The organism is Anabaena sp. CCY 9613, assembly GCF_963920895.1.
Classification (GTDB): domain Bacteria; phylum Cyanobacteriota; class Cyanobacteriia; order Cyanobacteriales; family Nostocaceae; genus Cyanocohniella.
In genome coordinates, this window is the sequence record NZ_CAWUDE010000001.1 from 171473 (window position 1) to 197829 (window position 26357).

Genomic DNA, 26357 nt, shown 5'->3' on the forward strand with positions numbered 1-26357 from the left:
TGTAGCAAGTGGCGTTAGAGGCTTTTAAATGCCTATTTTTCGTTAAAAATGCGAAATATATCTGCCCCTCTCCGCGTCGGAGAGGGGTTGGGGAGAGGTTCATCGAACTCACGTTATTTTAGCTGTGTCAAGATGGCAGAAAAAATCAACCCTGACTAATAGCCAGGGAAGATAAAAAGTGCGATAGAGCCAATTTTTTTAACTACTTGCCAACATATTTACTAAATAATTGAATAGCATCGGCAATATTGACATCTCCATCCCCGTTGGTATCCAAGAAAGAATTCAACACAGAATTTCCACCAGTTTGGGGATTTTGGGCATTAGCACCAGATTGCAATAAATTCAATACTAGAGGCACAATTACAGGTAATAATTGCACAATTGTACCAGCATCTATTCCTGTTCGTTGGGAAGCTACCTGTGCTACCTGTTGTTGGAGTTGAGGAGGAAACAGGGAACTGACGGCTTGAGGGTTAGAAGAAGTCCCAGCATATTGATTCAACAATGCTTGAGTCGCTTCATTCCCCTCTGTGGATTGCTTCTGTTGTAAAGCAGAACGTACATAGTTACCTACTATACCCACAACTGATTGCATGGTTGAAGGATTTGTACCAGTGGCATTACTCAACTGATTAACAGTGTTAACAATACCGCCGAGTTGGCCCAAACTAGCTTGTTGCGTGGGATTGCTAACGGCACCAATAATTTGATCAAATAGACTCATAATTATCTTTCTCCTTGTGTTCTCATCTCTTGATTGCGGCAACGCTATTGCTATTATGAAAAATTTAACTCTGCAAAACTAGAAACTTAAGGATGAACAATAGGTATGAAATAAAAAAACTATATTGATAAATTTATCTGGGAACCCTCCTGAGTTTTATTAACTTCAATGCGGGCTTGAAAGGCTTCTTTCAGATGAGGCATATGGGTGACAGTCAGTATACAAGCAAAGTCACCAGCGATCGCATTAATGGACGCAATCAGGCGATCGCATCCTTCGGCGTCTTGTGTACCAAAGCCTTCATCTATAATCAATAATTGCAATGCTGCACCCGCGCGCTGTGCCAATAATTTCGCCAGGGCTAAACGAATGGCAAAGTTAATTCTAAATGCTTCTCCTCCTGAGTAGGTTTCATAAGCTCGCGTTCCTCGAGAATCGGCAATTAAAATATCTAGGGTATCAATTAACTTGGCGTTTTTCTTCGTAGATTTACTACTACGCCCAGACTTTTGTGTAATAAATTGTACGTGTAATTGATTGGCGCTCAACCGTGAAAGTAATTGATTTGTCTCGGCTTCTAGTTGCGGCAACACATTTTCAATCATCAAAGCTTGGATGCCATTTTTACCAAAGGCCTGTGCTAATTCTTGATACACCCGTTGCTGTTTGCGACAAGATTGCAGTTGTTCTTGTTGTTGCTGGTGTTGTGTTTGCAAGTTTTCTAGTTGCAGAGTTAGCTGTTCTAAACGTCCCAAATTGACAATTTTTTCATCAAGTTGCCGTCTGCGTGCCTGAATTTGCGCTTCTAAAGTAGAAATTTGCTCACTGGGATTGGCTGTGGCTGTTAACTCCTGGGTAATACTTGCAATTTGGTTGGCAAGTTGTTGTCGCTCATGTAACCTTGCAGTTCTCGAAGCCTCTAAATCTTGGAATCTCTGATGGAGTAGGGGGTATTGCTGCTGGGCTGATAATAGTTGTTGATAACGTAACTGCCAGGCTTGAGCTTGGCGTACAGATAGCCGCAGATGATTGTGTTGCTCAGAACTATAGCCAATTTCGGCAATATGACGTTCAAGTTCAGCGATTTGTTTGGCGCAATCGGAATCAGTTTGTCCTTGGCGAATTTTAGTTTGTAATTGGGCAATAGTCGCTTGTAATTCTGGTTTGCGAGCGGCTATTTGCGCTTGGCGCTTGGCTGCATCTTTAATTTGCCCTTGTTTAATTTCTGCCCACCGCCACCGCTCTGCTTCGCTCCGAGCTAGGGCATGGTCTTGCTCATTATAATTTAATTGTTGCAAATATTGTTCTAATTGTCGTAATTCTGCTTGTTTGTCTGGGGCATAATCACCAGCTTGCAGCGATCGCTCTAAATGTTGTTTTTCGGCAGCCAGTTGTTGTAGTTGTTGTTCGGCGTCACCAGTCGATTGCAGTTGTGCGGCTAATTGCCCTCTTTGTTCGCGCAGGGTGTCATAGGGCGCTAATTTTTGGGATATTTCCCGATATTCCTGCCTTAATAGCTGAATTTCTCTGTCGGAAACTGCCATTTGTTCCCGGAATACCCACAATTGTCCCTCGGTATCTTTGTATTCGTCTTTGGTTTTGTCTACAACACGATTCCAGTGATGTTCATCTAAGGGACGCTCGCACAACGGACAAATAGCGTCGGGGGTGCGAAGCATTTGCAATTTTTGCTCTAGTTCCCCCAATAATCTTTCATATTCTCGTTGTTGCGCTTGTAGACGTTCAATAAAATGCCGCCTTTCTTGACCTTTTTCTTGGACTCGTTGCAGATAAACTCGGTCTTTTTCCATTTGTTCAATCTGCATTCCCACATCCATCACTGCTTGTTGCAGCTGTGGTTGGCGGCGTGAGGAACGTTGCAGTTGGTTTTCTGTAGCTTGTAATTGTTCGAGTCGTGCTACTAAACCTGCATGAACTCTATCCAGTTGAGTTTGCAAGTTTTGTCGTTGTTGCAATAAAGGAGAAACTTGCATTTGCAATTCATCAAGATGAGTCACCCGGCGACGAGCTGCGGTAAGTTGTGTCAAAGCCGCTTCGACTTCACCTGATTTGCTGAGTGTTTGCTGAATGTCTTGTTCTTGTTGCTCTAAAGCTGCTAATTGTCCTTGGACTTGTTGGAGTTGCCTTTCTAATTCGTGAATTTGATTAGTTAATTGCTGTTGTTTTTGTTGTCGCAACGCCGTTGCACGGGTGTATTCTTGAAATTTCGTGGCAAAAGCTTCTTCTTGAGATTGCAGACTTTGGTATTGAGTGTAACCGTTTTTAATTTCGGTTTCCTGATTTAAGATGCCTTCTAAATCTGATAGCTGAGTTTGCACAGATGATTGTTCTTGTTGCAGGCGATCGCTATCTTGAGTTAAATTCTCATGTTGTTGCCTCACAAAGTTCAGTTGTTCGACTTTTGTCTGACGTTGGTGCTGGACAACTTGCAAACTTTGTAATTGAATATTATCTAAGGCTTGTGTTTGTTGGAGGTGATTCAGTTCAGTTTCTATGTCGGCTTTTTGCTTTTGCGTTGCCTCACGTTGTTGCAACTGGATTTTACTCGATTCTAAAGAACGCTCTAACTCATCAGCCCTAGCCTTCAACTGGCGAAAAGATTCTTTTGCCCTGTCTTCTAGTTGATCATATTGATTGAGTTTGAGTAACTCAGCTAAAATTTCCTTGCGTTCAGTGGGGCGCTTGAGCATGAATTCATCGGCACGACCTTGACGCAAATAAGCAGAATTAATAAACGTGTCGTAATCTAATTTGATATGTTCTAAAATCAAATCTTGGGTTGCTCTGACACCTTTGCCAGTAATCGAGCGAAACCCTGAAGGCGTTTCTATTTGAAATTCTAAGACACCACTAGCACCACGAATTCTTGTGCGAATCACCCGATATTTTTGTTGATTACATTGAAAAACAAAGTCAACGCGCACTTCTTTGGCACCGGAATGAATCACATCATCTTCAACACCGGCGCGGCTTTCGCCCCAAACAGCCCAAGTGATTGCTTCCAGAAGAGAAGACTTGCCGGCACCATTGGAACCACAAATACAAGCCGTATGCAAACCACGAAAATCTAAAGTTGCATCACGGTAACTGAGAAAGTTTTTGAGGATAAGTTGTACTGGAATCATTGAGGCTATAGCGCCGCATCTAATGTTTTATTAACTAGCAGTACAGATGCACTCTTTTGATAGTTTAGCTAGGTGAATATCAGTATTCTAGTACTTTAGTCCGTAAATTTACGAAAATTAACAATATTATGATCAAGTTTTTCCTATGGGGCAAATGATTTTGCCATTCTCCAAAGAAAAATTCAACTACTCTGCCCGAAAACAATTTCACGACTGTTCTTTGCTAGACCTGAATCGCTGTTCCTCATCTTCAACTTTATCGGCTTCACCAATGTTATTTACATAGCGATCGCCATTATTATGATTTAACCGCTGTATCAAAAAATTCAGTTTTGTACTGACAATGAACTTGATCAGATTTGATGACTAAAGATAGCAATTATGAAAACAAATAGTCTTTTAATCTCTTAGCTAATTAAATTTAAAATCAAACCAGTAGGTAAAGTCAGCCCATTGACCGCAAATTCAGTCGCATAAGAACACTCACATACACCCCACGTCAAATATCTTCGCTAGAGCAACTATGACTATAGTCACATTTAACACCAGCCAGAAACAATCACTGTCAACCCTCGTCAATATATACATCACAGACACAAACCCAAGCATCTTATGACTAGCTTTTATCAATGGAAATCCAAAACAGCCGCCCTCATGGCACTGGCAATTACCACCAGCGCTGTGGCTCCTATGATTGCTTTTGCCCCGGCTAATGCCCAATACAATATTGGTCAGTCCAGAACAGTGACAATTCCTGCTAACGCTAACGTAATTCTTCCTGTGAGACACAACAATGAGAAAGTTGTAGTTAGTCGTGGGGAAACTCTAGACCTGACATTAAAAATAGCCAACGACATCACCAACAGTCAAAGACAAGTCTTAATTCCTAGAGATACTGAAGTTATCGGACGGCTAGAACCCGTTTATTTCGACGGTAGAAGTAGAGATAAGGAGAATGTTAGAGGTGTGCGGTTCATCGCCCAAGAATTAGTTTTTCCCTCTGGTCGCCGCCAGTCAATTAATGCCTCTTCTCAGACCTATACGAGACTGGAAACCATTAACGAAAAAGATAGCAGTAGAGTATTAACAGACGCAGCCATTGGTGCTGGTGCTGCTGCTGCCATTTCATTACTTACAGGTAACCGGAGAATTGAGGTTTTAGAACCTGTAGTCGGTGGTGCGGCTGGTGCCTTAGCTAGTGTACTGTTACGCAGAAGATCAGCTGAAGTATTTGTCCTCAGACCCGAACAAGATTTAAGACTGAGCCTGAATTCTAATTTAGTACTAGACCGCTACTAAGCCGCACTTGATTTCCGCCGTGATTTTCATCATCTCCCATTAGCGATCGCCACTGCAACTAAAGTGCGCGATCGCTTCATTTTGCACACCCAAGTGCAAACACCAAAGCCTATCGTAATCCTCCTTTAGCCAGAGTCAAAAACATTTTAGGTAACCGCAACTATTTGATTAATGTAGCGTCTTATTAGATATCTTCAGTTAATTGATACACTTCTGGTTTTACTATTATTGGTAACTGAATTATCAAATTACCAAGACACTGTCAGCCAAAGTGTAGTAGCACCTAATAAATTTACCCTATTAAATTCGGCGGTTACTCACATTAACCTTTAATTGTTAATAGTGTAAATACGATATTTATTAAATTAATAGGACTAATATCCAACTAATAACAGAGAAAAAATAGGAACTTTTACATCTGTACATTGTCTAAATAAATAACAGAAGAAAAAATAAATTTTACTGGAGTAAAGAGTAATGTTTAATTTAAATCCTTGGCAATCTGGAACAGCTGCACTTATGGCTTTGAGTGTCACAGCAAGCGCTGTAGCACCTTTTATCGCAACTGCACCAGCTTCGGCTCAAACCACTTTTTATGATGTTCCATCTAACTATTGGGCAGCACAATTCATTCAACAATTGTCACAACGGGGTGTAATCGCCGGATTTCCTGATGGTAGCTTCCGTCCCGAAGAACCAGTTACCCGCGCTCAATTTGCCGCGATGATCAACAATGCTTTCCAAAAAGCACCACAACGTCAGGCAGTCAATTTTGTAGATGTCCCAAGTAACTTCTGGGCAGCTAATGCCATTCGCCAATCTTATACCATTGGTTTCTTGGCTGGATATCCTGGTAATCGCTTTGAACCGAACCAAAATATTCCCCGTCAACAAGTTTTGGTTTCTTTAGCTAACGGTCTGGGATATTCTCCCACAAACACCCAAACTGCTCTGCAATCCTTCAGCGATAGCTTTAATATTGCTGACTGGGCCCGTAGCCCCATCGCGGCGGCCACTGAACGGCAAATTGTGGTGAACTATCCTAATGTTCAATTCCTGAATCCCACTGCAACCGCTACCCGCGCACAAGTAGCTGCATTTATCTATCAGGCATTGGTAAGTAATAATCAAGCCTCAGCAATTAGTTCGCCCTACATCGTAGCGCAGCAACCCACTACACCCACACCAGTATCTGTAACCATTCCTCAAGGAACTGCAATTCCTGTAACATACGACCAAGCAGAAAAAATCCTAGTCACAAAGGATGAAACAGCACCCTTGACTCTCACAGTAGGTCAGAATGTAGTTACCCAAGATGGAACTGTAGTCATTCCTGCTGGTAGCCAAGTTGTAGGTCAACTCAGACCAGCCCAAGGTGGTTCTCAATTTGTAGCTGAAAGACTAGTTTTGACCACAGGTCAAGAGTATCAAATTAACGCTTCTTCTCAAGTAATTACCACAACTGAAACCGTAAGAAAAGGTACTAGCACCAGCACAATTATCAGAAATACAGCATTAGGTGCAGGTGCTGCGGCTGCGGTGTCTGCGGTCACAGGCGATCGCGCCATCGCTACAGAAGAAGTCTTGGGCGGTGCTGCTATTGGTGGTTTAATTGGTCTGTTCTTTGGCAGAAGCAGCGTTGACCTCATCGCCATTAATCCCAATACAGACTTACAAATGACCATTAATCAAAACTTGCTAGTTTCAGTGAGATAGTCATTAGTCATTGGTCATTGGTCATTAGTCATTAGTCATTAGTCCAAAATAAAAGCTTTTTGACTTTTGACTTTTGACTTTTGACTTCCGCGCAGCGGCACTACTCACCACTTAAGGGTAACCAAATCATAAACGTAGTCCCCGGCATATCGGGTACAGCAATAACTGAGTTAATAGCAGGGCTGAAAATTTCAATTTCGCCCTGCATTTGTTGTATTAATTGTTTAGCGATCGCTAGCCCTAAACCTGTACCGGGAATTTCAGTTTGTGCTTGTACTCCCCGGTAATGTCGTTCTCCCAAATGTGCTAAATCTTCTGGGGGAATACCAGGGCCATTATCACTAATAGCAATTCCTAAAAAATTAGCTTTTTTGTGCCCTACTTGAATGGAAATTTTGCCACCTGTAGGAGTATATTTCAAGGCGTTATCAATAATATTACTAAAAACTTCTTGTAATGCTTTGATGTTGGCACGTACTAATGGTAATTTTTGGGGAATTTCAGCTTTTAGTTGCAGATTTCTTTCCTGAGCTATGGCTTTTGCTGAGACTAATAATGGTGTTAATAAATCAGCTACGGCAAAATCAGTTTCTTTTTCTCCTATTCCCGGCAATAATAGTGCTGGTTTGGATTCTTGTTGCACAGTTGCTTCTACAAATACTTCATTTTCAGGTAATGATAATTGCCCTAAATCTGCCTCAGTCCAATCAATTACCTGATCAAATTGTTGTAGCAATTCCTGGAGGCGATCGCTTTCTCGAACAATATTCGCTCCTACCTCTCGGTTAGGATCACCTGCTCGCAGTCGTTTGAATAGCAGTTTCCCAAAAGTTCGGATTGCCGTTAACGGGTTCCGGAATTGGTGTAGGAGGTTATCCAGCAAATCTCGCTGCTGTTCTTGCAGTAATTGTTGTTGATGTAACTGATGCTGTAACCAGGCTCGACGCTGATCTAATATACAGGCGATCGCCAGCGTTTGGACGATATTTTGAATTTCGCTTTGCTCCTGCTCATTCCATGCCCTGTCTTTTCTGCCTGTCACCAATAGCCCCATCATCACACCTTCATGGATCAGAGGCAAGACAATTTGGTGTCCACCCAGATGAGATTCCTCATTAGCATCTGGCGTTTGTTTCTCCTGTGAAGGAATAGGAGACTCTATTCCTGCTGTTAATAACCTTTCTTGTTGCTGAGGTAGTACCAAAATATTACCCACTGTGGCCTCGGCAATTTCTTGCCCCGGTTGCAATACTGCTGTCTCCGGGTAAACCACCACCGGAATTAGTTTTGCCTCACCAGTGGGAGCCTCTACCAATTCTTGTGTTAAGTAAACAACACTTAACGATGCACCCAGTCCTTGGGTTAGCAGTGCTATTTGCTCTCGGCATAGAGCAACAAAATCTGAACTGGCAGACATTAACATTTTTTAGCTTTTGCTCAGAATCACAGAATTTGAGGGAAGATGAAAGGAAGTTACTTTATTTTCCTCACACTTTGAATAAAGCTTAACTAAATCTTTTCAGTAATGGTTTGCACCAGGGGATTATATGCTTCATCACTTTCAAACATTGTTTTTCTTGTATCAAAAGTTTAAAAACTCTTGATATTTTGAACTAGAAATTATATAATTGCGACGGATTTTGTAGCTATAACTACAATCTATAGCTTGAAAGAGGAGGAAAATAAATTGGCAAGAAGACGTAAGCGGAAAAGTCGTCGTCGCCAAGAAGGACGACGTATTCTTGAACATGTGCCTCAATATAGCATCGAAAGCGGCGAGGAAAAACCTGTAACAGCAGCAAGAAAATTCATTCAAGCTGAAGGAATTGCTCCACCGGCGTTGCTACTCGTAAAGCGAAACGAGCATACTACAGACCGTTATTTCTGGGCAGAAAAGGGTCTGTTTGGTGCCCAATACGTGGAAGAGAACCATTTCTTGTTTCCCAGCCTGCGGACATTAGAAGCTCCCGCAGGAGCAGAACTTCTGGCTGTGGCTAGCCGTTAATTCACAGATGGTTATCTTAACGTATTGAATTGGCTTCTGAGAATCATTTAACTGGCAAAGTTGCTCAGTTTATGCAAAGTTTCCAATTTTTTTAAGTTTGTGACTGATTTGCCAGGAAATCTATACCAATTAATCAACTTAATTGGACAATCAACGTCTTTTCAGACCACTTAGGTTTGTAAGACTTGATCTAGTCAAATGATGTAGCGGGGAGTCAGGATAGAGCAAAATGCATCCGCAAGTGAGAGTTGAGTTGCGCTCTCCATTAATGGATGGCCACGTAGGCTCTGTAAACAGCTATAAAATTTTCCCTACAACACTATGTTGTAGGGAAACTTTACATATTTTTCTGTCGGAAATGTTGTAAACGAAGATACTATTCACAACATTACAGTTATCAACTATTCAGCAGATTCTAACTGTAGAGCTTTCTGTAACTCTATCAGTTCATCTCGATGGGCAACTATAGTAATTTTGCTAGGGAAGTTCGGTTCACCCTGGTTAGTTTTTTCTATTTTGAACAATACCTGCTCAACTCTTCCGGCTTTTTTCCAATAAAATAGTCCACTCAAAGGTGATAGTATTACCAGCCAGAGAAACAGTGTTCCAAATTGAGGAAAAAGCAACGATAAAACCAAAGCCAGACAGACCATCCCCACAGATGCTAGCAATGTCAAAAACACAGCTAAAAATAAACTAGGTTGTACAAAACCTTCAAAAACCACTTGATTTTTGTCGCGGTTTATCGCTGCTACTTGGTAAGCCCTTGAACGAAAATACTCTTTAATTTTTGGCATTAAAGCAGCTTCATCTTGCTCAGAGACGAGTTGTAATGTTGTTGTGCGGTCTTTAGTTGCAGCCCGAATAAAGAAAAACAATCCGACTGATAACAACAAAGTTAGCAGTAATGTAGATGGCAAAATAGCAGTATCCATAACTAAAAATTGTGCTTTTTTTTCATGGGAGGGGACTTATTCATCATCAATTATTCGTTAATTTGTCCTCCCGTTGATGTAATCTTGCCAAAGATGTGCCAAATTCTGTGACTGCTCTTGCCATTCTGGAGAAACTTGGTACATCCGCCTGGGCCGTCCTCGCCCTTCAAGTTTCTTCCAATACCCAGTGATAGCCCTTTGGTCTTCGAGAAATTTAATTGCACTATAAAGTACGGTATCTGAAAGCCGATAGGTAGGGTATTCAGTTTCCAATCGCTGGATCAACTCAGTACCGTAGGATTCAGTTTGTAACAAAATGTACAATATGTAACAAACTGCCAATTCCTGACAGAGATAAGTTGGCGGAGGATTTTCAAAGAATTGATATATATCCTCAAGTTTCATGATAGTTGAATGGCTAAAAAATGCCTGATGGTGGTATCTACAATCTTTATAGTCTATATAAGTACTACTACACAATAAGTAGGTATATAGAGCTACTCAGATAAGATTTGCAAAGTGTAAACATTAAAACAAATACCCACGTGATAAAAGTCGCAGGATGAAAGCGCCAATTTTAGGAGCGTAAAAAGTTACACTCCTACCCAAGCTCTAGATGTGGTGGTGAGGAGGAATTAAAGCAGTGGCTGGGTCACTTTTTTTGTGCCAAGCAATGCCGAACTAGTTAGAACGGCTGAAGCATAAAATGCCATCGAAGAAATTTTACAGGTAAAATGCCGTTTTGTCTGCAAAAGTTAATAAACACTTTGTTTTACGGTGATTATCACAGTATAAAATCTCAAAAATTAAGCCTTGTGAAATGTCGATACGAAAGCCTATATGCTTGTATACACAATCAAATAAGCATTCAGTACTGACTAGCTGGACTTGAGATACTCAGATCTCATCTGGTAAGTGTGATATTAAACGTAACAAGTCCTTAGCGCATTGGTGATCCGTATGTCACAAAACCCCGACACTCCATCTTCCTCCTCTACTCTGAGGGCAATTGCTCAAACCTTTCGCCTGACTGGTTGGATTAGCTTTTGGATACAGCTAGTTCTCGGTGTTGTCTCTGCGATTATTGTGTTGCTGTTCGCCATTTTTAGCCAGAGGGATGGCAGCCCTAGTAATAATCCTGGAACTGGGTTTGGTGTATTTTTGGCAGTTTGTGGAATTTTAATTTTGGGTGGGGGCATTTATTTGGCTTACCGTTACACCAGAATTGGTAACCAATTACAATCCTCAAATCCTAGCAACCGCCCGCGTAAAAGCGAGACTTTGCAGGTGTTACGTCTAGGTCTATGGGTGAATTTAGTGGGAATGCTGGTGACACTTTTAGGTTCACAGGCAATTGTCGGTACTTTAGTAGCCAGGTCTATATCTCCTCAAGCTGTCACAACCCAATTATTTGACCCTACACGAATTATTAGCGGTTTAGATATGCTGGTAGTCCAAGCGAATATCAACACCGTTTCAGCGCATTTTGCAGGGCTGGGAGTGTCGATATGGCTACTCAATCGGATTACCCGAACTTAGATTATTTGTATAGCAAATAATTCCCAGATATTTACAATACTTTTCTGGAACCCTCCCAGCCAACTATGAAGACCAATACCAGTTACTGAAAAGGTAAGAAAAAACAGCCAAAAAGATAAAACAACTGTATTTATAACTCCTGGCAAGATTTATCAGGCAAAATTTTTGTATGGGCAATTCCTGCCCTAGCAAACCAAAATCAGTATATGCTGATGTTTTAGCAAGAAGACCCTAGGCAAAAAACCGAGAAAAATCTGTGCTGGATATTAAGCAAATACGGGAAAATCCCCAATTAATTCAAGAACGGTTAAACAGTCGTAGTGGTAAATACGACATCGAACCGATATTACAGCTAGACAAGCAACAACGGGAATTGGAGGGGACACGCAGTCAACTTCAAGCTCGTAGTAACGAAATTGGTAAAATTGTTGGGCAAAAAATTAAATCTGGTGTGAGTCCTCAATCTCCAGAAATTCAAGTTTTGCGGGATGAAGGTAACTCTGTGAAAGCGCAATTGAGTGAACTGGAACCGCAAGAAAAAGCCCTGAAAGCGGAAATTGAGCAACTTGTATTAGCGCTCCCTAATTTACCCAGCGACTCCACACCCATTGGTCAGAGTGAAGAAGAGAACGTCGAAGTACGGCGATGGGGTGATGAATATCTCCCCCAAAACCCGAATATTCTTCCTCATTGGGAAATAGGCGAAAAACTAGGGATACTCAACTTTGAGCGTGCTGTGAAAGTTGCCCAAAGTCGTTTTGTGACTCTTGTTGGTGCGGGTGCAGCCTTGGAAAGGGCATTGATTCAGTTTATGCTGAAGACGCAAACCGAAGCTGGTTATGTAGAAGTTAGTCCGCCTTTGTTAGTGAATACTGATTCTTTAACCGGAACCGGTCAGTTACCCAAGTTTGCAGAAGAAAGCTTTAAATGTGCTGATGATGAGTTGTGGTTGATACCCACAGCAGAAGTTCCCGTTACCAACCTTTACCGAGGAGAAATTCTGGCTGCGGAAGAGTTACCAATTTATCACTGTGCTTATACTCCCTGTTTTCGGCGGGAAGCCGGAAGTTATGGACGAGATATGCGGGGTTTAATTCGTCTGCATCAATTCAATAAAGTTGAGTTGGTGAAAGTTGTGCATCCCGATTCTTCGTTTGATGAATTAGAAAAATTGGTGGGGAATGCCGAAGCAATTTTACAGGCTTTAAAATTACCTTACCGAGTCCTCAATTTATGTACTGCTGATTTAGGTTTTGGAGCCACAAAAACTTATGATTTAGAAGTATGGCTACCATCTTCTGGTAAATATCGAGAAATCTCTAGTTGTTCTAATTGTTTTGATTTTCAAGCACGACGGGCTGATATTCGCTTTAAAGAAGCTGGTAAGAAAGGGACGCAGTTTGTCCATACTTTGAATGGTTCTGGTTTAGCTGTAGGCAGAACTATGGCAGCGATTCTAGAGAATTATCAGCAACCAGATGGGACAATTTTAATACCAGAAGTGTTACAACCATTTTTAGGCCGAGAAGTGTTGTAACTCGGAGAAAAAGCATGGTAATACCATCAAATTTGGCATAGTTCAACAATTACAAATGTAATGAACTGCGAACACCTCCACCACCATGATTTAAAACTTGAATATAAATTATGGTGGTCTTCACTTTATAAGAGCCTCTATGAACAGTTCGATATGAGTTATTCATCGTTAAGTGCTTACAAACAGCAGATTATTCATGATTTCAACAACCGCCAAAACTACGAGAATGAGTTTCATAGACGAGCTGCAAGTCGATTAGTAGATTTGGCAAAGTTACAACCAGGTTATCAAGTTTTAGATATCGCTACTGGTACAGGTCTAGCAGCTATTGCTGCGGCTCAGATAGTTAGTTCTACAGGTCATGTTTTGGGAATCGATTTTGCTTCAGGAATGTTGCAGCAAGCACAACAGAAACTTGAAACTTTAGGGCTAACTAATATCATATTTGAGAAAGCGGATGCAGATGAGCAACAATTCCAGGAAAACCAATTTGATGCTATTTTATGCTCATCAGCGATCGCCTACTTAACAGATATTCCGAAATCACTTCGTCGATGGCACAATGCTTTGAAACCAGGAGGAGTTGTGGCATTTTCCTGTCTTGCAGAAACCTCCCCAACCGCATCTTTTTTGTTTCGAGCAGTGGTACAAAAGTACGGCATCACTATCCGGAATCCCAATGAATTACTGGGAACGCCTGACAGGTGTTGTAAAATACTTGAAATGATTGGGTTTGAAGAAATCGAAATTACAACTGAGCAATTGGGTTTCTTTTTGCAAGATGCGGAAGTTGCTTGGACTGGTAATGCCAAGAGTGCATTTGGACTTCAGAATGCAAAATGGTCAGAGGAACAGTTAGAGCAATGTAAGCAAGAATACTTTACAGAGGTGAATAAAGCTGCAACCAAAGAAGGCTATTGGAATGATGTCACAATGTTCTTTGTAACAGCTCATAAATTCAATGCGATCACATCTCCCCTAGCTTAGTTAAAGCACTTTTGGAACCATAGATGATGAATGACAAGAAGTTATTAAATCTTGCAATTGAAGCAGTTAATAAATATGGTTTAGAAAACGCTCAACTAACACGCATGGGCGGAGCTAGTAACACTAACTTTAAAGTAGATATTGACAGCATATCCTATTTGTTGCGTCTGCACACATCTGCACTTCATGACCAAGTCGCCATATGGTCGGAGCTAGCTTGGTTAAATAGTTTGCAAAGCGATACACCTTTGGTAATTTCTAAACCTATTTTCAATCTCACCGGAGAGCTAGTTACAAGTGTGTCTGTTGATGATGAGCCAGAAACGCTGTGTACACTCATGTCCTGGGTAGAAGGAAAAATTCCACCTACTGTGAACACTTTGACCGATGAGCAACTTGCAAAAGTCGGCTCTCTAATGGCACAACTTCATATACATTCGCAACAGTTTAGACTGCCCGCAGGCTTCAAACGCCATACGTTTGATGAGGTACATTTCAGTGGACGTTTAGAGGCGTTGTATAGGGTTTTAAGCAACACCGAGTTAGATAAAAATGACTTAAATAGTTTGCAGACCAATGCTAACTATATAATCAATTATTTTGCTCAATTGGAACGCAAGCAAGATAAATTTGGTATTATTCATGCTGACTTTCATTCTGGTAACTACTTACTCTGCAATGAAGAAGTGTACATCATTGACTTTGAACGTTGTGGTTTCGGTTTTTACCTTTATGACCTTGCTTTAGCGCTGATGGAGCTTGAAGAGCAACAACAGAAAGTTTTTTTACAAGGTTACGAATCTGTAAAACAATTGCCTGCTGATTACACAAACCTAAAACAAGTGTTCCTGTGCTTAGCTTATGTTGATAATCTCGGCTTTCTTGTTGCCAATTCTGAGGAGTTAGCATTTGTCATGGAAGAATTGCCGTTTGCCGTTGAAGCATTTCATAATGCAGTCGAGACAGTGCTTTAAAAATCTCAATGCATCTGACAATTAATAAGTTCTGCGTGAAAGTTGGAGGTTATTTGTAGTTTGTTATTGAGGGGTGCGATCGCCCACACTATAATAAAAGAGCGCAAAGATTAATCAGACCAGGCTGGCGATGCTAAAAAGTTACGAAGCCATTTATGAGAACGGTCAAATAAAATGGGTATCGGAACAGCCCCAAGTTAATGCAGATCGTGTAATTGTTACCTACATCGAAGAAACTTTTCCATCGAAAAAACGAGGCACTCCCCCCGCATCTATTGCAGGTAAAGGTAAAACATTGGGGAATATTGTTTAGTTCAATGATGAAAACATTAGAAATAATCGTCACCATTACCCAAGATGGCAAGTTGTTAGTTAATTCTCCTGTAGACCTACCTGTAGGTGAATATAATGCTGTTCTCGTACTAGAAGATCAACCAATCCGTAGTAGCGTTCAAACTTCTGTCCAAGAAGCTCAGGCTCTTTTGAGAAAATATATTCCTGCTAGTAGAAAACTTTCTCAAGAGTTGATTGAGGAGCGAAGATTGGAGAGTTTGAATGAGTGAATTTGTTGTAGATGCCTCTGCTGTTTTGGCGTTGCTTAATCAAGAAACTGGTAGCGAAGAAATTTTGCAGTTAATTGACAATGCAGCAATTAGTAGTATCAACCTATCGGAAGTTATAGCAAAGCTAGCAGAAGCAGGAATCCCTGAAGAAGAGATTAGGCAAATTATCTTGAATCTCAATCTTGAGGTGATTCTTTTTAATGAAGAACAAGCATTAAAGGCGGGAATGTTGCGTCCAGCGACTAAATCTATCGGGCTTTCATTTGGAAACCGTGCTTGTCTGGCTTTAGGTGTTGTTCTGAACCAGCCTGTGATAATCACTGATCGTTTGTGGACTAACCTTAACATGGGAATTGAAATTAGAGTGGTGCGTTAGTGTCGAGGGGGAACATCATCATAGACATTGGCTAGCTCAACCTAGGCATCATCTGAGATCGTAGGATAGCTGGAGCCTATGTGCTTGTTCTTGAACTACTACAATGAAAAGATATATCCGAATATTTTGATTAATTTGCTCTATGTCAGTTTTAGCAGCGATCGCAGTCTTGGCTGTTTTGATCTTGGTACACGAGTTCGGACATTTCATCGCCGCCCGTTCTCAAGGTATTCACGTTAACCGTTTTTCTTTGGGGTTTGGCCCAGTTCTTTGGAAGTACCAGGGATCTCAAACCGAATATGCTGTCCGAGCCTTTCCCTTGGGGGGTTTTGTGGGCTTTCCCGACGATGACCCAGATAGCGATATTCCACCCAACGACCCGAATTTGCTGCGTAACCGTCCCATTTTAGACCGGGCGATCGTCATCAGTGCGGGAGTCATCGCAAATTTAATATTTGCCTATTTGCTATTGGTAACCCAGGTGAGCGTTGTCGGCATAGGGGAAGCTAGCCAACCAGGAGTTTTAATCAAACAGTTAGCACCAGAGGTTAGTTCTGTAGCATCTGAAGCAGGTATTCAACCAGGAGATGTCATCTTAGCAGCGGATCAAAGACAATTTGGGACTGTGCTGCAAGATATAGAAGATTTTCGGGACATTATTAAAAATAGTCCAAATCAGCCTGTGCAACTAGAAATTGCCCGTGGCGACCAAAGGCTATCAGTGAATGTAATTCCTGAAGATAAGCCCACAGGAGGCAGTATTGGCATCGGACTTGCTCCCAACGGTGAAGTTGTCCGCCGTCCTGTGAATAATCTGGGAAGAGCTTTTAATATTGGTGCTACAGAATTCCAGCGCCTTGTGACGATGACGTTTCAAGGATTTGGACAACTGATTACCAACTTCGGCGAAACTGCTGGTCAAGTGGCTGGGCCGATTAAAATTGTGCAAATTGGTTCAAATATCGCCCAAAATGATACAGGCAGTTTGTTCTTCTTTGCCGCTTTGATTAGCATTAACTTGGCAATTATCAATATCTTGCCTTTACCAGCTTTAGATGGTGGACAACTGGCATTTTTGCTGATTGAAGGCGTGCGCGGTAAGCCATTACCTAATCGGATTCAAGAAGGTGTGATGCAAACTGGTTTAGTGCTACTTTTAGGACTAGGCATTTTTCTGATAGTCAAAGAAACCACTCAATTAACTTCCCAGTTGGAATGGGTGCAAAAGTTGTTCCAGTGATTGTTACCCGCAAATCACCATCTCAAAAGCAACGGGCGTTAGAAATTCTTGCTCGTTTGCAGGATCTTTATCCCGATGCAACTTGCTCTTTGAATTACTCAACGCCTGTACAACTGCTGGTGGCAACTATTCTCTCTGCCCAGTGTACGGATGAGCGAGTCAATAAAGTTACACCAGCGTTATTTGAGCGGTTTCCTGACGCAGCTAGTTTAGCTAATGCTGACTTAGGAGAATTAGAAAACTTGGTGCGTTCTACAGGGTTTTATCGCAATAAATCCAAGAATATTCAAGCAGCTTGTCGGATGATTGTCAGCGAGTTTAACTCTGTGGTTCCCAACCAAATGGAGCAATTATTAAAACTTCCAGGTGTGGCGCGCAAAACCGCAAATGTAGTCTTAGCTCACGCTTATGGAATTAATTCTGGGGTGACAGTAGATACTCACGTTAAGCGCCTGAGCCAACGTTTAGGTTTAACGAAACATCCTGACCCCATCCGCATTGAAAAAGATTTAATGGCGTTGTTACCTCAAGCAGATTGGGAAAATTGGTCAATTCGCCTGATTTATCACGGTCGTGCTGTGTGTAAGGCTCGTTCTCCTGCTTGTGAAGCTTGTCAGTTGAGTGATTTATGCCCCACGGGGAAAAACAGTTGATGGCAGGGTAGAGAAAATAAAAAATCCCTAGAATCAATGGGGACACTGTAGAATAGAAAATGCTGTCTTTAAATCTGTTAGAGAGTGTATGGCAAAAAAGAGTATGATTGAGCGCGAGAAAAAACGCGCCAAAATGGTAGAAAAGTACGCCGAAAAGCGGGAAGCGTTGCTAGAAGAGTTCAGAACAACAGAATCTCCTTTAGACAAGTTGGAAATTCACCGGAAAATTCAACAGCTTCCCCGTAACAGTGCGCCCAGTCGCCGCCGCAATCGCTGCTGGGTAACTGGTCGTCCTAGAGGTGTTTATAGCGACTTTGGACTATCTCGGAACGTGCTACGGGAATGGGCGCATGAAGGCTTGTTACCTGGAGTTGTTAAGTCTAGTTGGTAGTTATTGGTCATTAGTCATTAGTCATTAGTTTGGACAAAGAACTAATGACCGCAATAATTCAAAAATTTTGACTTCCCCCCAGGGGTTGTTATTGACCACAACAACGGTCTATACCTAGACTTTCTAAGAGTAGATCGCTGACGGCGTTGGCGATCGCAAACTCTCCATAAAAGCTTTTGGAAAAATCAAATGCCTGCATCTCTGTGACAATAGCTATTACTAGAGATCCGAGGTCATTTTCTCCTTCCATGCGTTGTCGGACAAAAATTTGGGCGGCGCGTTGGGCAATTTTTTGATTGACTATTTCTGGTAAAAATTCTGTGTCTAGCCACCGCAATAAACGATCTTGCAACCATTCACCTTCGAGTAGGGGGTTTTGAGACGGTGGTAGAGTGATGGGTGGAATTGCTTCAGTCATCTTTTTTAAACGCAGAGGAACGCTGAGAAAATTGCAATGAACCAGCGCTGCGGAAAGGTTTCCCACCACAGTCCGCTGGTGTTCGTCGCAGACGTGCCGGAGGCATCACCCCTCAGGAGAAACACATGAGCGTTCCTCTGAGGTTTGTTTATTTTGCTTAATTATGCAATATAATATCGCTGCTATTATTCGTGGTTATGCTCAAGGTTATTTTCTCATGGCTGACGACAATACAGGCCTGGGATGGTATGGAAGCCGCGATCGCACTTTGATTCCTTTGGATGAGCGATTTCGTTATCCTAAGTCGTTGCAGCGTGTTCTCAATCAAGAGCGTTTTACAATAGCGATTAACCGTGACTTTCAGGGAGTGGTGGCTGGATGTGCTAACCGCGAAACTACTTGGATTTCACGGGATTTACAAGAAATTTACTGGTTACTTTACCAGCATGGTTATGCTTATAGTTTTGAAACTTGGCAAGGCGATGAACTGGCTGGGGGCATTTTAGGGATTGTTATTGGCGGTGCTTTTATTGGTGAGTCGATGTTTTACCGCATTCCTGAAGGCTCGAAAGTGGCAATGGTAAAGTTGGTGGAAAGATTGCGTCAACGCCAATTTGTGTTTTTTGATGCTCAAATGATGAATCCTCATTTAGAACGATTTGGGGCTTATCGCATTGGCGATGAAGAGTATCAGGTTTTACTTAAAAAAGCTTTGCAATGTAGTTGTGAGTTAGTGTAATGACTGTATGTACAGAAAGTTTTACCTCCCAATTATTTTTGGGAATACTAACAACAGTATTTTCTAAAATTTAACGGAGTCAGTCATTATGGATGAGCTGGTTAACAAGTTAGCTGGTCTAGGAGTTGCTGGGTTAGTTTTGGTTGGGCTAGTTGCAACTTCATCTTATGCAGGAGCCGTAGCAATTACAACCTCATTAGCTTTTTTGGGTGGGCCTTTCGGAATGATTGGTGGTGCAGTTGCTCTTACTTTAATTGCAGCAATCTCAAGTGTAATTGCAAAGTTCGGAGTTGAAGCACTTGCAAAGGCTCTAGTTCAAAAACTCAAAGAAAGTGGCAGATCAGAAGCTTCTATCATTCAAGAAATAAATAATTTTCCTATGATTACTAATGGTTTACGTTCTCAACTGCGTGAATATGTTCGCCAGAGGTAAACAGTTGAGCATTACTAATTGAAACTGTGAATTAGTCTTCGTAGGGTATTTTCATCTCAGTGGTAATAGTCTAATCTCATGCATAAATTTAACTAAGTGCTAGGAAACGCTTTGCAATTACCCTACGAACCGCAAGAAATGTTGATCAAAATCGTGTAACCTTGCCATAATGAATTGAAGAAATCACGCCATTACAATCTATGCTAAAAACCATCGCAGGTATTTATCAAAATGGCCAAATTCAACTCAATGAGTTACCCCAAGATTTAAGCGATCGCACTCAAGTTCTCGTCACTTTTCTTGATCCTGGCAAAATTGACCCCGCCAAATTAAGCCAACTAATTGAGCAGTTGGAGACAGTAGCTGGTATTCAGCAAGGTTTTGAAGAACTCAACTCTGGTCAAACTCGCCCTATAGGAGATTTTATTCAAGAAATGCAGCAAAAGTATGAGATTCCAGGTTGAGATTACCCCCATCGCAGAAGCTCAGATTGAGAAAACCTATGGTTGGTATCGAGAGCATAATCCTGAATTTGCTGACAATTGGTTTCGAGCATTAATGAATGCTATTGCTACTTTACAAGAGAAGCCCCAACGCTGTAAATTAGCAGTCGAACACGAAATTTTTTCAGAAGAAGTCCGCCAACTTCTTTACGGAAAATCCAAAAACATCTACCGATTGCTGTTTACGATTCGAGATACGACAGTTTATATTTTGTACGTCCGCCATAGCGCCCAAGCACCACTGACGCTAGACGACTTAGAGAAGCTATAAGTTAAACTTTTTCTTCTGTGACTAATGTCAGACTAACCCATTCACCTTTATTGTTGTAGCTACGAATCATGCGTTGGCGTAGATGAGGTTGAATTAACCAACCAACTTCTAAAAATAATGGTTGACGCAACTGTAATTGTAAGGGGGAAGTAGCTGAAGCGCCATTAGGTAACAGTAATACTTGGATCTGATTTTGATCAAAGTTAATTTTAGAACCGTTTATAGTTCCAGTGGATGTAATTGTCCGTTCACCAAAACTCAAACTTTGAATTAATTGCCCTGTATCATCCAGTTGTAATTTTAAATTTGTCGAGTACTTGTCAGGCGAACGCCAATCTGGATATATGGTTACAGCTTCACCTTGCCATTCTCCCAACAAGTCTTCTATTTGTAAGGTGGGGCGTTCTACTGGTTCAGTCCCGGCTAAATGTTCTCGAATTAAAGTTATTTTATCTAACTGACTATTTTTATCAAATAGCTGAACCAGGCGTAAGCGGCGATGCTCATGAATTAAACCTAGTTCAGCCCCAAATTCTGTAAAAGGTGCTAACTGAATTGAACCTTGAGAAAAAGCGCCATTGGCAAAAAACAGTGTACTCCTAGCTACAGAACTGTATTCTAAAACTAAATCGGCTTGTCCTTGGCGGCTGACAATTTGACGGATAGTTTGATTATTATTCAACCCTGACAAAGAAACTACACTTTTGATATCTTCTAAAAGTGTTCCTTGGGGTGAGAATCGGGTAAATGAACCTTGCCATTCACCAAGATTTTGCAGTAAAGATTCCCACTGAGATGCCATAAACTTAAGTCCTGATTGCTTTAATTCTTAGCAAACCGCCGCACAGCAAATAAGCTGCCCATTAATCCTACCACTGCACCGAAACTTAAAAGAATTAACGGCAATGTTAAAATTTGTACTGGAGTCAGTTGTAAACCGTTGGTAATAAATTGGATAAACTCTGGCTGATTGGCTAGCAACCTACTGATAAATTGTTGCATCACAGAAATACAACTCCAAGCGATCGCACCGCCAACTAAGCCGAAAGTAATTCCTTGTAAAATGAACGGTAGATAAATCCAGGCGGATGTTGCACCCACTAGTTGCATAATCTCAATTTCTCGCCGTCGCGCCATGACAATCAGGCGGATGGTAGTAGTAGTCACTGCGATCGCAGTTACAGTCAAAATCATTGTAATTGTCAAAGTCATCCAATTTAAACCCCGGTGCAACTGAGCAATACGTTTCACTGCTTCATCGACATATTGCACTGTTTCCACTCCCCGTAATTTAACTAGTTGAGTCGCTAAATTGGGTACAACTTGAGGATTACGAGCTTTGACCTTAATCTCATCTACTAAAGGATTATCCCCTAACTGTTGAGTCACACCATCAATATCAGAAACTCCCAATTCCTTGACTAGCTTAGTCCAAGCTTGTTCTTTAGTAATGGTTTGTATCCCTACTACATCAGGCATTTGTACCACAAACGGCTCAACGCTGCGGGCTGGTGTATCTGGATCGAGATAAACTGAGACTTCTAGTTGACTCCCGAACTGATTCAAAAGTTTTTCTACTTGCCAGGAAGTTTGCAAACTCAAGCCAAATAGGAATAATAACACTGTAACAGTACTAATAGCCGCCCAATTCATCCACCCACCCCGCAGCAAACCCAGGAAAGTTTCTTTGAGCAAATAGTCAAGTTTCGTGAGAAATTTAAACACGATGTCCCCAATATCTCAATTACGTTAATAATCGTTATACTCGACAGTTGAGGATGGGAGGGGGAGTGGAGAGTGGAGAGTGGAGAGTGGGGATTGGTAGAATTAAGGTAGTCGGAATTTTCACAAATTAGCCATTGATCATCATGCCTTCTGAAATTGCTGTTGAGAAAAAAAAGTTAAAAAAGCCGCCTTTGGAATTGCACTATTTGGGCGATCGCGTGCTGCGTCAAGATGCAAAGCGTATCAATAAAGTAGACGATGAACTTCGTCAACTGGTACGCGAAATGCTGCAAACTATGTACAGCAGTGATGGCATTGGTTTGGCTGCGCCTCAAGTGGGAATTCATAAACAACTAATTGTCATCGATTGCGAACCAGATAATCCAGCCAATCCACCACTAGTATTAATCAACCCCACCATTAAACAAGTCAGCCGCGAAGTCTGCGTTGCCCAAGAAGGGTGCTTAAGCATTCCTGGGGTGTATTTAGATGTTAAGCGTCCCGAAGCTGTAGAAGTGGCTTATAAGGATGAATACGGCCGTCCCAAAACCCTTAAAGCTAACGATTTACTCGCACGCTGCATTCAGCATGAAATGGATCACCTCAAGGGCGTAGTATTTGTAGACCGTGTACAAAACTCCTTGACTTTGGCCCAGGAGCTATCGAAAAATGGCTTCTCGTATCAAGCGGTGAAACCATTAGCATAGGTGACTAGTAGTGTATTTAACTCCAAAAAGCGGTTTGTTTCTCGGCGGTTCTTGCGTAACAGCCATCGCCGCCGTCGGTTCAGTGTTTGAACTTAGTTCCGGACAACCGGATTTGGGCGTTCAGGTAACTGCAATTATCCTGGGATTGAGCATTCCACTCACAGGATTATTTTTCTTTGCCGCAGTGAGGGACGCACGGGCTAACATTAAATAAGCATCAGGTACATAAAAAAGGTAGAGGGATGAAGGAAATAGGCAAAATTCATCCCTCTACCTTTTATTTTTTACTCAGTAGAGAGTAGTCCAGAGGACGCAACTTAGTCTGAGTCAGAAAAGATGGAACCTGAAGGAAGCAGGCGATGGAATAGCGATCGCTCTAAAATAAAAGTATGCTGACAGAAGACACCCAACTATTACACCTATCTCAAGGACATCTCAATTTACTAGAAGCTTGTCCGCGTAAATTCCAGCACACTTACTTAGAAAAACTCAATTCGCCCTCCGATCCAGAACACGAAGAAAAGCAGACTTTGGGTAGTCGGTTTCACTTGCTGATGCAACAGCGGGAAATGGGTTTACCAATCGATAGTTTTTTGCAAGCAGATACTCAACTGCAAAACTGGATGTCAGGTTTTGCCAATGCGGCGCCAGAACTTTTAAGTCCAACCGCAAACCAAGCTTTCCGTGAAAGTGAACATTACCGGACACTGCAACTGCAAGACTATTTGCTGACGGTTGTGTATGATTTATTAGTTGCAGATAGCCAGCAAGCACAAATTCTCGACTGGAAAACTTATCCTAAACCACAAAATAAACGCAAGTTAGAACAAAATTGGCAAACACGTCTTTATCTATATGTGTTAGCCGAGACTAGTACTTACTTACCCGAAAATATTTCTATGACTTACTGGTTCGTCCAATCTGAGGGAGAACCACAAAATATTAGTTTTAGTTATAATACTGCTCAACATCAAAAAACGACCAAGCAACTTAATCAACTGTTAAGTTTATTAACAAATTGGCTAGAAGGTTATCAAAAAAATCAGCCATTTCCCCAAGTAAAAGCAACTAGTAAGGATTGTGATTTTTGTCAATTCGCCGCCAGGTGTGAACGGACACAAGCTATTCAAGAACAGCGAATAAACTCCTTGCCCAATATTGCCAGTATTCAAGAAATATCACTTTGATACATTCCGGTATTTTTTAAATTTATTTATTGTGTTATTGACTCATTTATGATAGTAAACGGGTTGCTGCTACCACTCTCTGCTAAAAAGATTGGAGTTTTCACCATTTCCCAAATAATGAGAGAATAACAAATTAACCATTACAAAACTTTAAATACACTCATCATGGCAAAGATCCAGTTTTCCAGAGGAATTGACGAAGAAGTAATTCCAGAGGTGCGGTTGACGCGATCGCGCAGTGGCGACAGTGGCACAGCGACGTTTATTTTTACGAATCCACAAATTTTGGCTCAAGGTAGTACTGAAGAAGTTACCGGTATGTACCTGATTGACGAAGAAGGAGAAATAATTACCCGCGAAGTGAAGGGTAAATTCGTCAACGGTAAACCAGAAGCCTTAGAAGCACTTCATCTTATGAAATCTGCTGAAGAATGGGAACGCTTTATGCGCTTCATGGAACGGTATGCCGAACAAAACGGTTTGGGATTTAATAAGGCTGAGTAAATGGGGACACCCCTGGGGGAAAGTCAAAAGCTAAAAGTCAAAAGTCAAAAAATTTGATTTTTCCCTCGCCCCTCTCATCTCCCTACCTTCTCTTATACCCGTGTTACAACCACACCCAGATTCACCAGGAATAACCGTAACTTGTGCTGTTGTTACTGTTAGTGATACTCGCATCCCAGAAACAGACAAGAGTGGCCAAATCATCAAGCAATTGCTAGTCGGTGCCAAGCATGTGGTATTAGCTTATGCAATCATCAAAGATGAACCAACACAAATTCAACAACAGATACAACGGCTGAGTGAAAGTGCGAATTTAGATGTTGTAATTTTCAATGGTGGCACGGGTATTGCACCTAGAGATACCACCTATGACGCTATTGAAAAATTATTAGAAAAAATCTTACCCGGATTTGGCGAGTTATTTCGATTTTTAAGTTATCAAGAAATTGGTTCACGGGCGATCGCCTCTCGCGCCGTGGCTGGTGTTTATCAAAATAAGTTAATTTTCTCCCTTCCTGGTTCTAGTAATGCTGTGCGCTTAGGCATGGAAAAGCTGATTTTGCCGGAAATGGTTCATTTGGTTAGTCAGATGAGGAAGTAGGAATTGGCATGAAAAAACCCCCGTATACACGGAGGCTATTTGTGTTTTAAATTAGTTTCTCAAAATAATTAAAAAGGTGCGATCGCCAAACAAATTACAGCCAACATGGCAGCAATGATATAGAATACAGCGACTACTTGTAGTTCTGACCAGCCTGTCAATTCTAGATGATGGTGTAGAGGTGCCATTTTAAATAAGCGCTTGCCTTTACCGTCTGGCCCTTTAGTGGCTTTGTAATATGTTACCTGCGCCATGACAGAAAGGGTTTCTACAAAGAAGATGCCACTGAGAATAAACAGCGCTACTAAGCTATTGGTTAGTAATGCTACAGCAGCTAAAGCGCCTCCCAATGCTAGGGAACCAGTATCACCCATGAATACACGGGCTGGGTTGCGATTATGGGCTAAGAAACCTAAACAACCACCACTTAATGCGGCACAGAAAACCATTAATCCTGGGGATACAGGGGCAATTAAAGCACCTAACGCGAATAGGGCGATGGCCACGGTTCCTGCTGCTAAACCATCAATACCGTCAGTTAAATTAGTTGCATTACTCTCTGCCACTAGGACAAAGCCAGCCAAAGGCCAGAATAAAAATCCTAAAGGTAGCGCCAAGCTCACCCAAGGTAAAGCAATATTTGTAATATTAGAAGGTTGATTAAACATCAGCCACAAACAAAACACAGCTGCAAAACCGATTTGCAAAGCTAGTTTCATCTTAGGAGATATACCTTTATTTGATTTGCGGCGTAAAATTTGCCAATCATCCAGCCAACCAATAAATCCATAGCTGAGGGTTAAGGCGGAGACAGCAAGCACTTCTGGTGCAAAACTAGACCCTACACAGGCAATCACCAGAGCCACGGGGACAAAGAATATACCTCCCATTGTGGGTGTACCTGCTTTCTTTAAATGGGCTTGGGGCCCATCTTCACGGATAATTTGCCCGGTTTTGAGTGCTTGCAACAGGGGTATGACTACATAGCCAATAGCAGCCGAACTCAGCGCACACAATAACAATGGCAGGGTGAGTGACATTCCTTGCCAGGGCATTCTATTGCCCAACCAATCAAATATCAATGCTGCTACACTTAGCGCTGCGGCTAAACCAGAAGCTAAGCCAATACCGGAAATGTTTGATTCTTGGTTCGGAGATAATTTAGCGTCCACAGAGATTCC

Annotated in this window: 31 protein-coding genes; 22 read left to right on the forward strand and 9 right to left on the reverse strand. The window is 41.6% G+C overall.

Features of this window, described 5'->3' with window-relative positions; all coding sequences use genetic code 11:
* Window positions 1-202 precede the first annotated feature (202 nt).
* Both ACM0OT_RS00660 and sbcC read right to left on the reverse strand, forming a co-directional pair.
* On the reverse strand, window positions 203-727 hold the full coding sequence (locus ACM0OT_RS00660) for a DUF937 domain-containing protein (RefSeq protein ID WP_414561848.1): 525 nt from the start codon (window positions 725-727) through the stop codon (window positions 203-205).
* A 119-nt stretch (window positions 728-846) separates the two neighbouring features.
* The gene (gene sbcC / locus ACM0OT_RS00665; protein WP_414561850.1) at window positions 847-3873 is read right to left on the reverse strand and encodes an exonuclease subunit SbcC; all 3027 of its coding nucleotides are present in this window, start codon (window positions 3871-3873) and stop codon (window positions 847-849) included.
* Window positions 3874-4485: 612 nt separating this feature from the next.
* Here sbcC and ACM0OT_RS00670 point away from each other — a divergent pair.
* Window positions 4486-5172, forward strand: a complete 687-nt coding sequence (locus ACM0OT_RS00670; protein WP_414561852.1) for a conjugal transfer protein TrbI — start codon at window positions 4486-4488, stop codon at window positions 5170-5172.
* A 477-nt stretch (window positions 5173-5649) separates the two neighbouring features.
* Window positions 5650-6888 (forward strand): S-layer homology domain-containing protein, encoded by a 1239-nt coding sequence (locus tag ACM0OT_RS00675; RefSeq protein WP_414561854.1) that lies wholly within the window; start codon window positions 5650-5652, stop codon window positions 6886-6888.
* 100 nt (window positions 6889-6988) lie between these two features.
* Here the strand turns inward: ACM0OT_RS00675 and ACM0OT_RS00680 are convergent, their stop codons facing one another.
* Window positions 6989-8311, reverse strand: coding sequence for a sensor histidine kinase (locus tag ACM0OT_RS00680; protein ID WP_414561856.1), 1323 nt, complete (start codon window positions 8309-8311; stop codon window positions 6989-6991).
* 264 nt (window positions 8312-8575) lie between these two features.
* On the opposite strand from ACM0OT_RS00680, the gene ACM0OT_RS00685 reads away from it, so the two are divergent.
* On the forward strand, window positions 8576-8893 hold the full coding sequence (locus ACM0OT_RS00685; RefSeq protein WP_414543733.1) for a DUF3155 domain-containing protein: 318 nt from the start codon (window positions 8576-8578) through the stop codon (window positions 8891-8893).
* A 401-nt stretch (window positions 8894-9294) separates the two neighbouring features.
* Here ACM0OT_RS00685 and ACM0OT_RS00690 read toward each other — a convergent pair whose 3' ends face one another.
* Together ACM0OT_RS00690 and ACM0OT_RS00695 are read right to left on the reverse strand one after the other, a co-directional pair.
* Window positions 9295-9828, reverse strand: coding sequence for a cofactor assembly of complex C subunit B (locus tag ACM0OT_RS00690; RefSeq protein WP_414561858.1), 534 nt, complete (start codon window positions 9826-9828; stop codon window positions 9295-9297).
* A gap of 57 nt (window positions 9829-9885) precedes the next feature.
* Window positions 9886-10233 carry a PadR family transcriptional regulator gene (locus tag ACM0OT_RS00695; RefSeq protein ID WP_414543735.1) on the reverse strand — a complete coding sequence of 116 codons (348 nt, stop codon included), beginning with the start codon at window positions 10231-10233 and terminating at the stop codon, window positions 9886-9888.
* Window positions 10234-10788: 555 nt separating this feature from the next.
* On the opposite strand from ACM0OT_RS00695, the gene ACM0OT_RS00700 reads away from it, so the two are divergent.
* The 10 genes from ACM0OT_RS00700 (at window position 10789) to rpsN (ending at window position 18088) form a co-directional block, all read left to right on the forward strand.
* Window positions 10789-11367 carry a DUF3611 family protein gene (locus ACM0OT_RS00700; RefSeq protein WP_414543736.1) on the forward strand — a complete coding sequence of 193 codons (579 nt, stop codon included), beginning with the start codon at window positions 10789-10791 and terminating at the stop codon, window positions 11365-11367.
* Between the two features lie 256 nt (window positions 11368-11623).
* Window positions 11624-12904 (forward strand): serine--tRNA ligase, encoded by a 1281-nt coding sequence (serS, locus tag ACM0OT_RS00705; protein ID WP_414561860.1) that lies wholly within the window; start codon window positions 11624-11626, stop codon window positions 12902-12904.
* Between the two features lie 153 nt (window positions 12905-13057).
* Entirely contained in the window at window positions 13058-13891 is an 834-nt protein-coding gene (locus ACM0OT_RS00710; protein ID WP_414561862.1) for a class I SAM-dependent methyltransferase, read from the forward strand.
* A gap of 23 nt (window positions 13892-13914) precedes the next feature.
* Entirely contained in the window at window positions 13915-14865 is a 951-nt protein-coding gene (locus ACM0OT_RS00715) for a phosphotransferase enzyme family protein (RefSeq protein WP_414561863.1), read from the forward strand.
* 130 nt (window positions 14866-14995) lie between these two features.
* Entirely contained in the window at window positions 14996-15178 is a 183-nt protein-coding gene (locus ACM0OT_RS00720) for a hypothetical protein (RefSeq protein WP_414561865.1), read from the forward strand.
* 7 nt (window positions 15179-15185) lie between these two features.
* On the forward strand, window positions 15186-15428 hold the full coding sequence (locus ACM0OT_RS00725; protein WP_414562232.1) for a hypothetical protein: 243 nt from the start codon (window positions 15186-15188) through the stop codon (window positions 15426-15428).
* Window positions 15421-15804, forward strand: coding sequence for a PIN domain-containing protein (locus tag ACM0OT_RS00730; RefSeq protein ID WP_414561866.1), 384 nt, complete (start codon window positions 15421-15423; stop codon window positions 15802-15804). The genes ACM0OT_RS00725 and ACM0OT_RS00730 overlap by 8 nt, the downstream gene beginning before the upstream one ends.
* 142 nt (window positions 15805-15946) lie before the next feature.
* The gene (gene rseP / locus ACM0OT_RS00735; RefSeq protein ID WP_414561868.1) at window positions 15947-17044 is read left to right on the forward strand and encodes an RIP metalloprotease RseP; all 1098 of its coding nucleotides are present in this window, start codon (window positions 15947-15949) and stop codon (window positions 17042-17044) included.
* Entirely contained in the window at window positions 17020-17697 is a 678-nt protein-coding gene (gene nth / locus ACM0OT_RS00740; RefSeq protein ID WP_414561869.1) for an endonuclease III, read from the forward strand. Before rseP ends, nth begins: the two co-directional genes overlap by 25 nt.
* An 88-nt stretch (window positions 17698-17785) precedes the next feature.
* Window positions 17786-18088 carry a 30S ribosomal protein S14 gene (gene rpsN, locus ACM0OT_RS00745; protein WP_414543742.1) on the forward strand — a complete coding sequence of 101 codons (303 nt, stop codon included), beginning with the start codon at window positions 17786-17788 and terminating at the stop codon, window positions 18086-18088.
* A gap of 88 nt (window positions 18089-18176) precedes the next feature.
* Here the strand turns inward: rpsN and ACM0OT_RS00750 are convergent, their stop codons facing one another.
* Window positions 18177-18506 (reverse strand): hypothetical protein, encoded by a 330-nt coding sequence (locus ACM0OT_RS00750; protein WP_414543743.1) that lies wholly within the window; start codon window positions 18504-18506, stop codon window positions 18177-18179.
* Window positions 18507-18669: 163 nt separating this feature from the next.
* Between ACM0OT_RS00750 and aat the strand changes: the two genes are divergently transcribed.
* The 4 genes from aat (at window position 18670) to ACM0OT_RS00770 (ending at window position 20452) form a co-directional block, all read left to right on the forward strand.
* Window positions 18670-19245, forward strand: a complete 576-nt coding sequence (aat, locus tag ACM0OT_RS00755; RefSeq protein ID WP_414561871.1) for a leucyl/phenylalanyl-tRNA--protein transferase — start codon at window positions 18670-18672, stop codon at window positions 19243-19245.
* 88 nt (window positions 19246-19333) lie between these two features.
* On the forward strand, window positions 19334-19678 hold the full coding sequence (locus ACM0OT_RS00760) for a hypothetical protein (RefSeq protein ID WP_414561873.1): 345 nt from the start codon (window positions 19334-19336) through the stop codon (window positions 19676-19678).
* A 200-nt stretch (window positions 19679-19878) separates the two neighbouring features.
* Entirely contained in the window at window positions 19879-20142 is a 264-nt protein-coding gene (locus ACM0OT_RS00765) for a hypothetical protein (protein ID WP_414561874.1), read from the forward strand.
* A complete protein-coding gene (locus tag ACM0OT_RS00770) occupies window positions 20126-20452 on the forward strand; it encodes a type II toxin-antitoxin system RelE/ParE family toxin (protein WP_414561876.1) in 327 nt (108 codons plus the stop codon). The genes ACM0OT_RS00765 and ACM0OT_RS00770 overlap by 17 nt, the downstream gene beginning before the upstream one ends.
* A 1-nt stretch (window position 20453) precedes the next feature.
* Here the strand turns inward: ACM0OT_RS00770 and ACM0OT_RS00775 are convergent, their stop codons facing one another.
* Together ACM0OT_RS00775 and ACM0OT_RS00780 are read right to left on the reverse strand one after the other, a co-directional pair.
* Complete coding sequence (locus ACM0OT_RS00775) at window positions 20454-21254, reverse strand: DUF3598 family protein (protein ID WP_414561878.1); 801 nt, start codon at window positions 21252-21254, stop codon at window positions 20454-20456.
* 20 nt (window positions 21255-21274) lie between these two features.
* A complete protein-coding gene (locus ACM0OT_RS00780) occupies window positions 21275-22177 on the reverse strand; it encodes a cell division protein FtsX (protein WP_414561880.1) in 903 nt (300 codons plus the stop codon).
* Window positions 22178-22320: 143 nt separating this feature from the next.
* On the opposite strand from ACM0OT_RS00780, the gene def reads away from it, so the two are divergent.
* The 5 genes from def to ACM0OT_RS00805 all read left to right on the forward strand — a co-directional run bounded on the left by def (window position 22321) and on the right by ACM0OT_RS00805 (window position 25176).
* A complete protein-coding gene (gene def / locus ACM0OT_RS00785; RefSeq protein WP_414561882.1) occupies window positions 22321-22884 on the forward strand; it encodes a peptide deformylase in 564 nt (187 codons plus the stop codon).
* 10 nt (window positions 22885-22894) lie between these two features.
* Window positions 22895-23098 carry a hypothetical protein gene (locus ACM0OT_RS00790; RefSeq protein WP_414545377.1) on the forward strand — a complete coding sequence of 68 codons (204 nt, stop codon included), beginning with the start codon at window positions 22895-22897 and terminating at the stop codon, window positions 23096-23098.
* Between the two features lie 175 nt (window positions 23099-23273).
* A complete protein-coding gene (locus ACM0OT_RS00795) occupies window positions 23274-24071 on the forward strand; it encodes a PD-(D/E)XK nuclease family protein (protein WP_414561884.1) in 798 nt (265 codons plus the stop codon).
* 165 nt (window positions 24072-24236) lie between these two features.
* Complete coding sequence (gene psb28, locus ACM0OT_RS00800; RefSeq protein ID WP_414561886.1) at window positions 24237-24575, forward strand: photosystem II reaction center protein Psb28; 339 nt, start codon at window positions 24237-24239, stop codon at window positions 24573-24575.
* Between the two features lie 100 nt (window positions 24576-24675).
* Window positions 24676-25176: a MogA/MoaB family molybdenum cofactor biosynthesis protein gene (locus ACM0OT_RS00805; RefSeq protein WP_414561888.1), complete on the forward strand. Its 501-nt coding sequence runs from the start codon at window positions 24676-24678 to the stop codon at window positions 25174-25176.
* A gap of 68 nt (window positions 25177-25244) precedes the next feature.
* Here ACM0OT_RS00805 and mraY read toward each other — a convergent pair whose 3' ends face one another.
* Window positions 25245-26348, reverse strand: a complete 1104-nt coding sequence (mraY, locus tag ACM0OT_RS00810; protein WP_414545381.1) for a phospho-N-acetylmuramoyl-pentapeptide-transferase — start codon at window positions 26346-26348, stop codon at window positions 25245-25247.
* Window positions 26349-26357: the final 9 nt, after the last annotated feature.